Source organism: Sphingomonas sp. Ant H11, from assembly GCF_000797515.1.
GTDB lineage: Bacteria > Pseudomonadota > Alphaproteobacteria > Sphingomonadales > Sphingomonadaceae > Sphingomonas.
In genome coordinates this window covers 1-13,497 of the sequence record NZ_JSBN01000006.1, presented here as the reverse complement: position 1 = coordinate 13,497, position 13,497 = coordinate 1, and the positions used below count along the sequence as shown (strand labels likewise).

Annotated in this window: 11 protein-coding genes and 2 pseudogenes; 10 read left to right on the top strand and 3 right to left on the bottom strand. The window is 65.0% G+C overall.

Translation table 11 applies throughout. From position 1 onward, the window contains the following. The first annotated feature begins 23 nt into the window (after positions 1–23). Positions 24–1,131: pseudogene (locus NW75_RS01830) on the top strand (ATP phosphoribosyltransferase regulatory subunit). A 7-nt stretch (positions 1,132–1,138) separates the two neighbouring features. Here the strand turns inward: NW75_RS01830 and NW75_RS01825 are convergent. Further along, a complete protein-coding gene (locus NW75_RS01825; protein WP_405052981.1) occupies positions 1,139–1,972 on the bottom strand; it encodes an alpha/beta hydrolase in 834 nt (277 codons plus the stop codon). Between the two features lie 286 nt (positions 1,973–2,258). Here NW75_RS01825 and NW75_RS01820 point away from each other — a divergent pair, with 286 nt between their 5' ends. From NW75_RS01820 to NW75_RS01795, 6 genes are all read left to right on the top strand, one after another. After that, positions 2,259–3,548, top strand: a complete 1,290-nt coding sequence (locus NW75_RS01820) for an adenylosuccinate synthase (protein ID WP_033963365.1) — start codon at positions 2,259–2,261, stop codon at positions 3,546–3,548. Between the two features lie 112 nt (positions 3,549–3,660). Beyond that, positions 3,661–4,575 carry a haloalkane dehalogenase gene (locus NW75_RS01815; RefSeq protein ID WP_033963370.1) on the top strand — a complete coding sequence of 305 codons (915 nt, stop codon included), beginning with the start codon at positions 3,661–3,663 and terminating at the stop codon, positions 4,573–4,575. Further along, positions 4,572–4,985 (top strand): DUF1330 domain-containing protein, encoded by a 414-nt coding sequence (locus NW75_RS01810; protein WP_033963364.1) that lies wholly within the window; start codon positions 4,572–4,574, stop codon positions 4,983–4,985. The genes NW75_RS01815 and NW75_RS01810 overlap by 4 nt, the downstream gene beginning before the upstream one ends. Continuing rightward, positions 4,982–5,632, top strand: a complete 651-nt coding sequence (locus NW75_RS01805) for a 2-hydroxychromene-2-carboxylate isomerase (RefSeq protein WP_033963362.1) — start codon at positions 4,982–4,984, stop codon at positions 5,630–5,632. Before NW75_RS01810 ends, NW75_RS01805 begins: the two co-directional genes overlap by 4 nt. 72 nt (positions 5,633–5,704) lie before the next feature. Beyond that, a complete protein-coding gene (locus NW75_RS01800) occupies positions 5,705–6,202 on the top strand; it encodes a DUF4345 family protein (RefSeq protein ID WP_231564879.1) in 498 nt (165 codons plus the stop codon). Then, on the top strand, positions 6,126–7,778 hold the full coding sequence (locus NW75_RS01795; RefSeq protein ID WP_231564878.1) for a sulfatase-like hydrolase/transferase: 1,653 nt from the start codon (positions 6,126–6,128) through the stop codon (positions 7,776–7,778). The genes NW75_RS01800 and NW75_RS01795 overlap by 77 nt, the downstream gene beginning before the upstream one ends. 328 nt (positions 7,779–8,106) lie before the next feature. Here the strand turns inward: NW75_RS01795 and NW75_RS01790 are convergent, their stop codons facing one another. Beyond that, on the bottom strand, positions 8,107–8,952 hold the full coding sequence (locus NW75_RS01790; protein WP_033963358.1) for a hypothetical protein: 846 nt from the start codon (positions 8,950–8,952) through the stop codon (positions 8,107–8,109). Then, on the bottom strand, positions 8,949–9,503 hold the full coding sequence (locus tag NW75_RS01785; RefSeq protein WP_033963356.1) for an AlbA family DNA-binding domain-containing protein: 555 nt from the start codon (positions 9,501–9,503) through the stop codon (positions 8,949–8,951). The genes NW75_RS01790 and NW75_RS01785 overlap by 4 nt, the downstream gene beginning before the upstream one ends. Before the next feature lie 442 nt (positions 9,504–9,945). On the opposite strand from NW75_RS01785, the gene NW75_RS23370 reads away from it, so the two are divergent. From NW75_RS23370 to kdpB, 3 genes and pseudogenes are all read left to right on the top strand, one after another. Further along, positions 9,946–10,035, top strand: a complete 90-nt coding sequence (locus NW75_RS23370; protein ID WP_081988579.1) for a potassium-transporting ATPase subunit F — start codon at positions 9,946–9,948, stop codon at positions 10,033–10,035. Between the two features lie 13 nt (positions 10,036–10,048). Then, positions 10,049–11,738, top strand: a pseudogene (gene kdpA / locus NW75_RS01780) (potassium-transporting ATPase subunit KdpA). A 13-nt stretch (positions 11,739–11,751) separates the two neighbouring features. Then, positions 11,752–13,497, top strand: a 1,746-nt coding sequence (gene kdpB / locus NW75_RS01775) for a potassium-transporting ATPase subunit KdpB (RefSeq protein ID WP_033963354.1), incomplete at its 3' end; no start/stop codon positions are given.

The window sequence follows — 13,497 nt, the reverse complement described above, 5'->3', positions numbered from 1 at the left end:
CCCCGAAGGAGAGGGCTACCCGCATGACCACCGCCCTCCTCCCGACCGGTTTCCGCGACCGGCTCCCGCCCTTCGCCGACGCTGCCGCGCGCCTCGAAGCCGCTGCGCTCGCCGCGGCTTATGCCTATGGCTATGAACGTGCCGACCCCGCCCTCGCCGAGTTCGAGGCCGGTCTCGCCGGTCGCCTGAAGGCCGCGCGCGCGCAGGATGCGGTGCGCTTCGTCGATCCGGTCAGCCAGGCGACGCTCGCGATCCGCCCCGACATGACCGCGCAGATCGGCCGCATCGCCGCGACCCGCATGGGCCACCACCCGCGCCCGGTGCGGCTGTCCTATGCCGGCCCCGTGCTGAAACTGCGGGCCTCGCAACTCGCCCCCGAACGTGAATTGCGCCAGATCGGCTGCGAGTTGATCGGCCTCGATACCGTGGCGGCGGCGCGCGAAGTGGTCGAAGTTGCGGTCGCCGCGCTGGAGGCCGCAGGCGTCAGCGACATCTCGATCGACTTCACCCTGCCCGACCTGATCGACGTCCTCGCCAACGGCCCCTTCCCGATCGACGCCCCCCAGATCAATGCGCTGCGCGACCGGCTCGACGCCAAGGATGCGGGCGGCGTCGCCGCGATCGCCCCCGCCTATCTCCCGCTGATCGAGGCGGCAGGCCCCTTCGAAACCGCGCACGCCCGGCTCTGCGCGTTCGATGCGGGGGGGCGCGCTGACCTCGCGACTCGATGCCTTGTGGAAAATCGCCGAGGGCCTGCAAGGCCGCGTCGCGCTCACGCTCGACCCGACCGAGCGCCACGGCTTCGAATATCAAAGCTGGCTCGGCTTCTCGATTTTCGCGCGCGGCGTGCGCGGCGAAATCGGGCGCGGCGGCACCTATACGATCATGCACGAAGGCGGTGCCGAGGAATCGGCGGTCGGCTTTTCGCTCTACGCCGACGCCATTGTCGCGGCCGGGCTGGCCGAGGTCGACCGTCGCCGCCTGTTCGTCCCGCTCGGCACCGATCCGGCGGTAGCCGCCGCCATGCGCGCGGCGGGCTGGGTCACCGTCGCGGCGCTCGAGGCAGGCGACACGCCCAAGGCGCAATTGTGCACGCACGTACTGGCGGAAGGCGAAGCGCGGGCGGTCTAGGCACCGCTCACGCGAACAGACGGTCGAGATAGGCGTCCACCACCGGCGTGGCGGGATAAGCGTTTTCGCCCAATTGCCGGTTGATCGCCATGTGCCCTTTGAGGCCGCTGCCTGCAAAACCCTGCACCTCGACCGGTGTGCCCGCCTTGCGCAAGGCTTCGCCCAATTGTTGGGACTGCGCGGTGCCATCCTTGCGCGCGACGTGGAGAATGAGGAAGCTCGGCGCATTGGGCGCGGCGGCATGGAAGGTCGGCGACAGCGCCCTTTGCCGCGCCGGGTCGCTCCCAAAGGCCTCCAGATAGCGGTCGTGCATGAATGTGCCGCCCTCGGCGATCTGGCGCGGCACGTCATAAGCCGCCCCGTCCAATAAGATCACGCCCTTCAGCGCATCGGCACGCAAGTGCGCATTGTCGAGATAGCGCGGATCGGTGCCGACCAGCGCCGCGAGATGCGCGCCCGCGCTATGCCCCATCAGCACGATCCGCCGCGTATCGATGCCGAGCGTCGCGGCTTGCCGCACCAGCACCGCGATCGCATCGGCGACATCCTGTGCTTGCTGCTCGACCGTCGCGGACGGCACCAGCCGATAGCCGATCGACGCAAAGGCGTAGCCGCGCTCAAGACTGTGGCTGACCTTGGCCGAGCCGCGCGCCATGTCCTTGTCGCCAGCCTCCCAGCCGCCGCCGTGCACGAAGATTACCAGCGGCGCAGCGCCATTTGCCTTGGTCGCATGCCAGAAGTCGAGATGCTGGAGCGGATCGCTGCCATAAGCGATGTCAGTCCCCGCGGGGCCGGATTGCTGCTGCTGTTGCTGGCGCTCCATCCAGCGCTTCATCATCATCTTGCGCAGCGGCCCCTGCGCATCGGCAGTCGTTGCGAACGTGAGCGCCGCCACCATCACGCCAGATAAAAGGTGTTTCCGCATCACAAAGCTCCCGGACCTTGGTCATTACGCGTGCGCAACTTGGTAAGCGCCGGTCTTTTGGGCCGCAAGAAAACAAGTGTCGCAGGATGTATCGCGGGGCCAGATGCCCCAGCCGCCGGCGCAGCGCGCAATAACAATGGACCCTCTGCCCCCTGCACATTAGGGCTGCACCGAAAACGTAACAATCAGGCAGCAAGACACCGTGGGAAATGTAGCAGTGATCGGTGCCCAATGGGGCGATGAGGGCAAGGGCAAGATCGTCGACTGGCTGGCGGAACGCGCCGATGTCGTCGTGCGCTTCCAGGGCGGGCACAATGCCGGCCATACGCTCGTCGTCGGCGAGAGCGTCTACAAGCTGTCGCTGCTCCCCTCGGGCATCGTGCGCGGAACCCCCTCGGTCATCGGCAATGGCGTGGTGCTCGATCCGTGGGCGCTGAAGGCCGAAGTCGAAAAACTGCGCGGCCAGGGCGTGACGATCACCCCCGACACGCTGATGCTCGCCGATACCTGCGCGCTGATCCTGCCGTTCCACCGCGATCTCGATGCCTTGCGCGAAGATGCCAGCGGGGCGGGCAAAATCGGCACCACGCGGCGCGGCATCGGTCCGGCTTATGAAGACAAGGTCGGCCGCCGCGCGATTCGCGTGTGCGACCTGGCGCATCTCGATTCGCTCGATGCCCAGCTCGACCGTCTGACCGCGCATCACGACGCGCTGCGCGCAGGCTTCGGCGAACCGCCCATCGATCGCGCCGCGCTGGTCCAGGAACTGCGCGAGATCGCCGATTTCGTACTGTCCTTCGCCAAACCGACCTGGCGCGTGCTCAACGATGCGCGCGCGAATGGCAAGCGCATCCTGTTTGAAGGCGCGCAGGGCGTGCTGCTCGATGTCGACCACGGCACTTATCCGTTCGTCACCTCGTCCAACACCATTTCGGGCACGGCGGCGGGCGGTTCGGGCCTGGGGCCGAGCGCGGTCGGCTTCGTACTCGGCATTGCCAAGGCCTATACCACCCGCGTCGGATCGGGTCCGTTCCCGACCGAGCTGGAAGACGAGATCGGCATCCGCCTGGGCGAGCGCGGCCATGAGTTCGGCACCGTCACCGGGCGCAAGCGTCGCTGCGGCTGGCTCGATGCGGTGTTGCTGCGGCAATCGGCGGCGGTCGGCGGCATCACCGGCATCGCGCTGACCAAGATCGACGTGCTCGATGGCTTTGACGAAGTGAAGATCTGCACCGGCTATCGCCTGCGCGGCGAAACGCTCGATTATTTCCCGGCGCATGCCGCCGATCAGGCCGAGGTCGAGCCGATCTACGAAACCATGCCCGGCTGGCACGAAACGACGGCAGGCGCGCGGAGCTGGGCCGATTTGCCCGCACAGGCGATCAAGTACATCCGCCGCGTCGAGGAACTGATCCGTTGTCCGGTGGCGCTGGTCTCGACCAGCCCCGAGCGCGACGACACGATCCTCGTCCGCGATCCCTTTTCGGACTGACCTTTCCCGACCGCGATATCGATAGCGGTGCCTCCCCTTTATGGAGGTGCCGCTATCGGCGCTTGACGTCCCGCGACTCTATTGGCACGATACATGCCATAAGGAGAGCGCGGTGGAGGTTTTACGAACGCCCGAGGCCCGGTTCGAGCGGCTGGCCGATTATCCCTTCGCGCCGCACTATCAAACCGTCACCGACGGCGACGGGACGCCCCTGCGAATCCACTATATCGATGAAGGGCCGCGCGACGCCGCGCCGGTGTTGCTGATGCATGGCGAGCCGAGCTGGTCCTATCTCTATCGCAAGTTCGTGCCACCGCTCACCACTGCCGGGCACCGCGTGATCGCGCCCGACCTGATTGGCTTCGGCAAATCCGACAAGCCCGCCGCACGCGCCGATTACACCTATGAACGCCATGTCACCTGGATGTCCGACTGGCTCACCGCGCTCGACCTGCGCGACATTACGCTGTTCTGTCAGGATTGGGGCGGGCTGATCGGGCTGCGCCTGGTCGCCGCCTTTCCCGATCGCTTCGCACGCTTGGTGATCGCCAATACCGGACTGCCGGTCGGCACCGGATCGTCGGCGGGGTTCGATGCGTGGCTAGCCTTCAGCCAGAATGTGCCGCTCTTCCCGGTCGGCGCGATCGTCAATGGCGGGACCGTGCGCGAGCTCACCAGCGACGAGATCGCGGCCTATGACGCCCCCTTCCCCGACGAAAGCTACAAGGAAGGCGCGCGGCAATTCCCGACCCTGGTACCGGTCACGCCAGAGCACGCCTCGGTTGCCGAAAACCGCGCGGCGTGGACGGTACTCGAACGCTTCGACAAGCCCGTCCTCACCGCCTTCAGCGACAAGGATGCGGTGACCGCAGGCGGCGAGAAGATCTTTATCGAGCGCATCCCCGGCGCCCGCGGGCAGCCGCACACCATCATCGCGGGTGGCGGCCATTTCCTGCAGGAAGACGCGCCCGACCGATTGAGCGCGCTGATCGATAGCTTCATTCGCAGCACCGGAGCATCGGCATGAACGTCACCAACGCGGTCTTTCCTCCCCCCGAACAGGCCGCCGCCTTTTTCAGCGCGCCCGAGGACGGGCCGTTCGTGATGGTCAATTTGCTGAAGTTCAAGGACCATGCCGAATATCCGGACGGCTCCGACGCCATGCTGAGCGGGCGCGAGGCCTATGCCCGCTATGGCGCGGCGGTGCGGGCCTGCCTGGCGGCGGTCGGTGGCGAAGCGCTCTATGCCGGTGCGGTCAGCGAACTGATGCTCGGCACCATGGACGAGCCGTGGGACATGGTCGCGCTTGCCCGCTACCCGTCACGGGCGGCGATGCTGGCGATGGTGCAATCGCCCGATTACCAGGCAATCGAGAAGCATCGCGTCGCCGGGCTTGCCGGGCAGCTCAACATCCGCACCAAGCCGCTTGGCGCATGACGCTCACCTACGATCTCTATTGGTCGTTCCGTTCGCCTTATTCCTATCTGGTGACGCCGCGCCTGATCGAACTGGAACGCGATTTCGACGTCGTGGCGCGGGTTCGGCCGGTCTATCCGATTGCGGTTCGCCAACCCGATTTCTTCACCAGCAACGATCCCCTGTGGCTTAGCTATTTCCTGCGCGATATCGGTCGCAGCGCCGCCTTTGTGGGGATGCCGTTCCGCTGGGCGCAGCCCGATCCGGTGGTGATGGATTTCGCGACCCGCACCTATCCGCTCGACCAGCCCTATATCCACCGTCTGACGCATCTTGGGGTCGCTGCGGCAGAACGCGGGCGTGGCCTCGCCTTTCTCGAGGCGGTGGGGCGACTGCTCTGGAGTGGGGCAGTGAGCAGATGGCATGAGGGCGATCACCTCGCCCGCGCCGCCGCCGAGGCCGGCCTTGACCTCGCCGAACTCGACGCTGCGGTCGCGGCCGAACCGGAACGCTATGTCGAGATCGTCGTCATCAACCAGGCGGCACAGCGCGACGGCGGGCATTATGGCGTGCCGCTGATGGTGTTCGAGGGTGAACCCTTTTTCGGACAGGACCGCTTCGACCAGCTCAAATGGCGGATGGAGCAACAGGGACTGGCGCGGCGATAATGGCACGCAGCGTGCCGTGACATTGCAGAGTCGGACGACGCTGCTACGATGCAAGAAACAAGGGGGCGAGCGATGCGGAACCTGATGCGGGCGGTGGTGGGGCTGGTCGGCCTGTTCAACATCGTCTTGGGACTGGCGTTCCTGTTGGATCCGGCACAGGCCGTCGCGCGCTTCTTTCTCACGCCGCTTGGCACGCAGGGCCTCGCGACGGTGCGCGCCGATTTCACCGCCTTTTTCGTCACCGGCGGAGTATTCGCGCTGCTCGGGGCCTGGCGCGAGGAAACCGCCCCGCTGCGCGTGCCGCTATCGCTGCTCGGAATCGCAATTGGCGGACGTGTCGTGAGCCTGGTCCTTGACGGAGCGCCCAACACGGCCTTTCCGCCGATTAGCGTTGAAGCCGGCATGATCGCGGTGCTGCTGCTCGCATCGCGCACCTTGCTGGGCGCGCAGGGCGATGAGACACTGGGGCAAAATCACGCTCGTCGTCCTGGCCTTGGTAGTCGGCACTGCGGTCGCATCGAAGGATTATATCCTGCTGCATTTGCCGGGCTGGATGGGGCCGCACATTGATCCAACGCACGCAGTAACCTGGCAGCGCGGCCCCGCCCCCGCCATTCCGGCGGGCACGCGCCCGCCCAACATCGTGCTGATTGTCGCCGACGACCTTGGCTATAACGACATCAGCTTCAATGGCGGCGGGGTTGCGGGCGGGCTGGTCAAGACGCCCAATATCGACGCGCTGGGGCATGATGGCGTCACCTTCGCCGACGGCTATGCCGGTAATGCCACTTGCGCACCGAGTCGCGCCGCGTTGATGACCGGGCGCTATCCAACGCGTTTTGGGTATGAATTTACGCCCGCCGATACGCACCCGCCCGCCTGGTTTCCGTCGAGCGTGATCCGCACCGACGCCATGTTCTCGCGCACCATCGCCAATTTCCCGACGACATGGGAACACAAGACGATCTTCGACGAGGACGCCGCGCGCCAGCCCGCCACGACGGCACCCAAGGGCGTACCGTCGAGCGAGGTGACGATTGCCGAGCTGCTGCGCGGCAAGGGCTATCACACGATGCACCTCGGCAAATGGCACCTCGGCGAAGCAAAGGGGATGCGGCCCGAGGATCAGGGTTTCGACGAGAGCCTGGGCTTTATGATCGGGGGCCAGATGTATTTGCCCGAATCCAGCCCCGACGTCGAAAATTCGAAACAGCCGTTCGATCCGATCGACAAGTTCCTGTGGGCGAACCTGCCGTTCAGCGTGCAATATAATGGCGGGCAGCGCTTCCACCCCGATCGCTACATGACCGATTATCTGACGGTGCAGGCCAAGGCCGCGATCACCGCCAATCGCAACCGGCCGTTCTTCCTGTATCTCGCCTATAACGCGCCGCACACGCCGCTGCAGGCGTCGAAGGCCGATTATGACGCGCTCCCCCAGATCACCGACCATCGCCTGCGCGTCTATGCCGCGATGATCCGTGCGCTCGACCGCGGGGTCGGGCAAGTGATGGCGACGCTCAAGCAACAGGGGCTCGACCAGAACACGCTGGTCATCTTCACCAGCGACAATGGCGGTGCCAATTATATCGGCCTGCCCGACATCAACCGCCCATATCGTGGGTGGAAAGCAACCTTCTTCGAAGGCGGGGTGAAGGTGCCGTTCTTCATGCGCTGGCCCGCGCGGATCAAGCCGGGCGCGCGCATCGCTGGCCCCGTCAGCCATTTCGATATCTTTGCCACTGCGGGCGATGCGGGCAATGCCCCGCTGCCCAAGGACCGCGCACTCGACGGGGTCGATCTGCTGCCGTTTATCGACGGCAAGCAGAGCGGCACGCCGCACCAAACCCTGTTCTGGCGCAGCGGCCGCTATCGCACCGTGCGCGACGGCGACTGGAAGCTGCAGGCGCTCGATTTGCCGCATGTGGAGTTGCTCTATGACATGAAGGCCGACCCGACCGAACGGCATGACGTCGCCGCACAGCACTCCGATGTCGTCGCGCATCTCGACCAGTTGCTCGCCGCGCATGACCGCGCCAGCGTCAAACCCGCCTGGCCCTCGCTGATCCGCTCCCCAATCGCGATCGACCGACCGCTCGGCACCAAGCCGAAACCGGGCGAGACGTATATCTACTGGTCCAACTAGATTAAGCGGATAGTCTCCTTCCGACCAAAGCGCGTCGTTTGCCCCATCTCCGGTGAACGTCGGGTCATGACGAAAGCTGACGATCTCGCAGGTCAAAGCGGGCGATCGGCAACGCGCCCTTGAAGGGATCATTCGGCGATCAGGCCAATCGGCCCGGAAGCAGACCTTCATTCGCCTCGATCGAGGCCGTTCTGAACTACTAGATTTGGCGGCCTGGTTTCATCGAGTTCGCGAGTGAGGTGCCGCTTCGCTGACTGATATTGTGCGCGTGAGGAGGACTGCGGCCTAACCGGATACATTCCGCCCCACGCAGAACTACTTCAGACCGTCAGTATTGCGAGCGCCGGTTGATCAACGCGGTGAGCATCTCGTCTATCTGTTGAGCTTGAGTCGAATAGCCTCGAAACATCTCAAACATCGGCACCATTGCCTTTTCAATCAGGGGCACGAGCGCGGACGCGGGCGTGTCGGCCGGAAAGCTGACCTGACATACCGGGGAGGTGTCTTCCGCCGAGATGTATCGACTGGGACCACCCACGAACCATGCATCAACGATGCGATTATGAAGGCCGGTCCAACGAAAGGCCCAGTGCAGTTCGTGGTCTGCATCCGCGACACCCATCGCGTTTGCAAAAGCGAGGCCGGTGAGGAATACCTCTGCAACGTCCGTGATAACCTGCCGTTCACCGAGCACGGTGCGCGGGCTCGCTTGGTTGCGGCGCGCGATCACGTCGAGCAGGTTCAGGCGGCGTTCGTAGAATTGGCCGTTTGGATCGAACATCTCGAACGTGAGAGCATCGAAGATATCGGAAACATAGAGCATCGCTTCCCAGCGACCCTCGCGGACCTTTGCTTCGCTCTCGATGCCGCCTACTGCGGTGTCGAGCCATGGCGGATAGCTACTGTAGCGGGGTACGGCAGACAGCATCCGCCGCAGGAAATCATGATTTGCGCGAAAGCCATCCGGAGCCGGGCTGATCACCAAGGCGACCTCCCGACTGCCCCATCCTCGCAATTCGGCGATCTCGGCAGGCACCTGGCGACGATCATATTCCTCGGCGAAGTGTCGATCGCCGACATCAAGAAAGTCCGCTGCCAGCTGGCTGCCGCTCGGCTGGGGCGCGAGTCCTCCTGTCGACATGATTTCCGCGATAGCCGGTCCGATGTCTGTCAAATTGCGCCGGATGAAACGAGCGATGTCGCTTCGCGGTTGTCAAAGCACACCTGCATCAGCCGCTCCAAATCGTCCTTGGAACAGTCAGCGACAGTACTGGGTCGACCATTGCTGGCGAGAGTGCGGATCGGAATCTCCCCTTTCGCAAGCAAGATGACGGGTTCGCCATCGCGCTCTTGCACGATCGTCGCCTTGACGCGGACTGGAGTTCGGACCCCGGCAGCGACATTGATCCGGGGATGTTGGCGGGCGTTGCGGTCGAGGAGCTCTACTCGGACTTCGAAGGGCTCCGACGCGTAGCGGGAGACCAATTCCTGAATCCGATCGAGGTGATAGCGGGCCGCAATATCGTAGGGCGCATCGTCTTCTCGGGGGCGCCCATCGTCTTGGAAGCCAATGAGTAAGGTGCCGCCGCCATGGTTACGCAGCGCGATCAGCGTTTTGACGATCACGGCCTGATGAGGAGGCTTAGCAGGATCGAGCCAGGATTTCAGCTCGAATGCCAGGCCCTCGCTGAAGCGCACATCAGGCGGAGGATTGGTCGCAGTCATGTCGTCTTGTCGATGCTGAAGTCTCGCATTTCAATGGCGATCACACGATAATTTCTAAGACAGCCAGATCGCCCCGCCCGCCGCATGGGAAGAGTTTGAGAGCCTGACGCGGGCGCTCTTCGCAGCGAGCACGTCAAGGTGTACGGTTCCGCCGGACGCCATTGCGATGCGCCGATGGGAGGTTGCAGCAAAAACTGCCGTTAGCGGTAGCCATGCGGAACGACCGCAACCTGCCAATTCCCGCCATCAACGGCGTGTCCGCATCCCACCACTTTTTGCCGTTCCGTCCCCTGCAAAGGCAGTCCCCATTTTATGGTTCGCGGCCTAGCCGGCGAGCCCCCGCACTTTACGCCCGCTTTACGCCCGCCGCCCGCAATCCCCCCGCGCGCGCTAACGCCGCTTCGGCGCAGGGACGTCGCCTGAACCATCACAGGCGGGCCCAATGTCCTTTGACCTCTTACTCGGCGGCGTCGTCGCCGTCATCGTGCTGATCTATCTGTTGGCCGTGCTCGCACAGCCCGAGCGGTATTGAGGGAGGCACGGCCATGACCCTCACCGGCTGGAGCATGATCCTGCTCTTCACCGTCCTGATCATCGCGCTGGCCAAGCCAGCCGGGGATTGGATGTACGCCCTCTATGCCCGCAAGGAGATGCCGCTCGGCTTCCTCGAACGCGGCTTCTACAAGCTCGCCGGATCGATCCCAAGGCCGAGCAAAGCTGGGTCGGCTATGCCGTCTCGCTGATGGTGTTCAATGTGGGCGGCATCGCGCTGCTGTTCGCGATCCTGAAACTGCAGGGCGTGTTGCCGATGAACCCGCAAGGGTTTGGCGGCATGGAGACGCTGCTCGCCTTCAACACCGCGGTCAGCTTCGTCACCAACACCAACTGGCAGAATTACGGTGGCGAATCCTCGCTGTCGAACCTCAGCCAGATGGCGGGGCTGACGGTGCAGAACTTCCTGTCGGCAGCCGTCGGCATTGCCGTCGCCTTCGCCTTCATCCGCGGCTTCGCCCGCAAGCAGGCATCGGGCATCGGCAATTTCTGGGTCGATGTCACCCGCGCCACGCTCTATTTGCTGCTGCCGCTCTCGATCGTGCTCGCGCTCGCTTATGTCGTGATGGGCGTGCCGCAGACCTTCGGCCCCTCGGTCGTCGCGACGACGGTGGAAGGCGCCAAGCAGACCATCGCGGTCGGCCCGGTCGCCTCGCAGCTCGCCATCAAGATGCTCGGCACCAATGGTGGCGGCTTCTTCAACGCCAATTCCGCACATCCGTTCGAAAACCCGACCGCGCTCAGCAACTTCCTGCAGATGATCACGATCTTCGTGCTCGGCGCAGGGCTCACGCTTACCTTCGGCAAGGCGGTCGGCAACATCCGCCAGGGCTGGGCGATCCTGGCTGCCATGATGCTGCTGTTCCTCGTCGCGTCGCGGTCGCTTATGGGGCCGAGGCGGCGGGCAACCCGATCCACCACGCACTTGGCGTCGCCGGGGGCAATATGGAGGGCAAGGAAGTCCGCTTCGGCATCGCCGCCACCGCTTTGTTCGCCGTCATCACCACAGCCACCTCCTGCGGCGCGGTGATCGGGATGCACGACAGCTTCACCGCGATCGGTGGTCTCGTCCCGATGTTCAACATGCAGCTTGGCGAACTCGTCGTCGGCGGCGTCGGCTCGGGCCTCTATGCGGTGCTGATCTACTGCATCCTGGCGGTGTTCATCGCCGGGTTGATGGTCGGCCGTACCCCTGAATATGTCGGCAAGAAGATCGAATCGCGTGAGATGAAGCTGGCGGTGATCGCCATCGCCGTGCCGCCGCTCGCCATCCTCGGCCTCACCGCCGTGGCTTGCGTCACCGGGGCCGGGCTCGCGGGGCCGCTCGCCAAGGGTGCGCATGGCTTTAGCGAGATTCTCTACGCCTTCACCTCGGGCGCGGCCAATAACGGCTCGGCGTTCGGTGGCCTCAGCGGCAACACGCCGTTCTACAATCTGCTGCTCGCGCTCGACATGTTCGTCGGCCGCTTCGGGGTGATCCTGCCCGTGCTCGCGATTGCCGGTGGCCTCGCCGCCAAGCGCCGCGTGCCCGAGGGGCCGGGCTCGTTCCCGACCACCGGGCTGCTGTGGATCGGCCTGCTCGCCGCGATCATCGTGATCGTCGGGGGTCTCACCTTCCTGCCCGCGCTCGCGCTCGGTCCGATCGCGGACCAGGCGCAGGTCGCCGCCGGCATTTTGCTCTAAAAGGTCCAAGCCAATGGCAAACCAGAACGCTTCGCTCTTCACCGGCCCGCTGCTTGCTGCAGCGGTCCGGGATGCCTTCCTCAAGCTCAACCCCGCCAAGCTGATCAAGACGCCGGTGATGTTCGTCACGGCGATCGTTGCCAGCCTCTCGACCGTCCTGCTCATCAAGGGCCTCGCCACCGGCACCGGCCATGCCGCCTTTGAAGGGCAGCTGGTCTTCTGGCTGTGGCTGACGGTGCTGTTCGGCAACGTCGCCGAGGCGCTGGCCGAGGGCCGCGGCAAGGCGCAGGCCGCCGCGCTGCGCGCCACCAAGGCGGATCTCCGCGCCAAGAAGCTGATTGGCGTGGCGGGTGCCTGGGAATGGGTCGACGCCGCCCGCCTGCAAGTCGGCGACGAAGTGCTGGTCGAGACCGGCGACCTGATCCCGGCCGATGGCGAAGTTGTCGCGGGCGTCGCCAGCGTCAACGAAGCCGCAATCACCGGCGAAAGCGCCCCCGTCATTCGCGAAGGCGGCGGCGATCGCTCCGCAGTGACCGCAGGCACGCGCGTCATTGCCGATGCGATTACGGTGCGCGTGACGGCGGGAGCGGGCCAGGGCTTTCTCGATCGCATGATCGCTTTGGTCGAGGGTGCGCAACGCCAGAAGACCCCCAACGAAATCGCCCTCACCATCCTGCTGGCAGGCCTGACGCTGATCTTCCTGATCGCGGTCGGCACGCTGCCCGCCTTTGCCGCTTATGCAAATGGCGGCATCGCGGTGCCGGTGCTGGTCGCCTTGTTCGTTACGCTGATCCCGACGACGATCTCGGCACTGTTGTCGGCGATCGGCATTGCCGGGATGGACCGGCTGGTGCGCTTCAACGTGCTCGCCAAATCGGGCCGCGCGGTGGAAGCGGCCGGCGACATCGATACGCTGCTGCTCGACAAGACCGGCACGATCACGATCGGCGACCGCCAGGCCACCGCCTTCCTGCCGGTTCCAGGGGTTACGCTCGCGGAATTGACCGCGGCAGCGCGGCTTGCCAGTCTGGCCGATGAAACGCCCGAGGGTCGCTCGATCGTCGTGCTCGCCAACGCCGATGGCGCTGCCGCCATTGCGATGCCGGAGGGGGCCGAGGAGATCAAATTCACCTCGCAGACGCGCGTGTCGGGGCTGCAGATCGGGGATCGCGCGTTGGTGAAGGGCGCGGTCGACGCGATCCTCATGCGGCTGGGCAATGTTCCCAATGCCGATACCCTGCGCAAAATCTCGGACGAAATCGCGCGCGGCGGTGCCACTCCGCTGGCGGTCGCCGATGGCAACCGTCTGCTTGGTGTCGTCCAGCTCAAGGACATCGTCAAAGCGGGCATCCGCGAACGCTTCGGCGAGCTGCGCCGGATGGGTATCCGCACGGTGATGATCACCGGCGACAACCCGCTGACCGCCGCCACCATCGCGGCCGAGAGCGGCGTCGACGATTTCCTCGCCGAGGCGACGCCCGAGGACAAGCTCGCTTTGATCCGCAAGGAACAGGAAGGCGGCAAGCTCGTCGCGATGTGCGGCGACGGCACCAACGACGCCCCTGCCCTCGCCCAATCGGACGTCGGCGTGGCGATGAACACCGGCACGCAGGCAGCGCGCGAGGCAGGCAATATGGTCGATCTCGACAGCGACCCGACCAAGCTGATCGAGATCGTCGGCCTCGGCAAGCAATTGCTGATGACGCGCGGCGCGCTGACCACTTTCTCGATCTCCAACGACGTCGCGAATATTTCGCTG

Bases quoted from the DNA above. Each gene is read 5' to 3' on its own strand.
- NW75_RS01785 (WP_033963356.1), bottom strand. From the start codon at position 9,503: ATGACTGCGACCAATCCTCCGCCTGATGTGCGCTTCAGCGAGGGCCTG.
- NW75_RS01800 (WP_231564879.1), top strand. From the start codon at position 5,705: ATGCGGAACCTGATGCGGGCGGTGGTGGGGCTGGTCGGCCTGTTCAAC.
- NW75_RS01805 (WP_033963362.1), top strand. From the start codon at position 4,982: ATGACGCTCACCTACGATCTCTATTGGTCGTTCCGTTCGCCTTATTCC.
- NW75_RS23370 (WP_081988579.1), top strand. From the start codon at position 9,946: ATGTCCTTTGACCTCTTACTCGGCGGCGTCGTCGCCGTCATCGTGCTG.
- NW75_RS01825 (WP_405052981.1), bottom strand. From the start codon at position 1,972: ATGATGATGAAGCGCTGGATGGAGCGCCAGCAACAGCAGCAGCAATCC.
- NW75_RS01810 (WP_033963364.1), top strand. From the start codon at position 4,572: ATGAACGTCACCAACGCGGTCTTTCCTCCCCCCGAACAGGCCGCCGCC.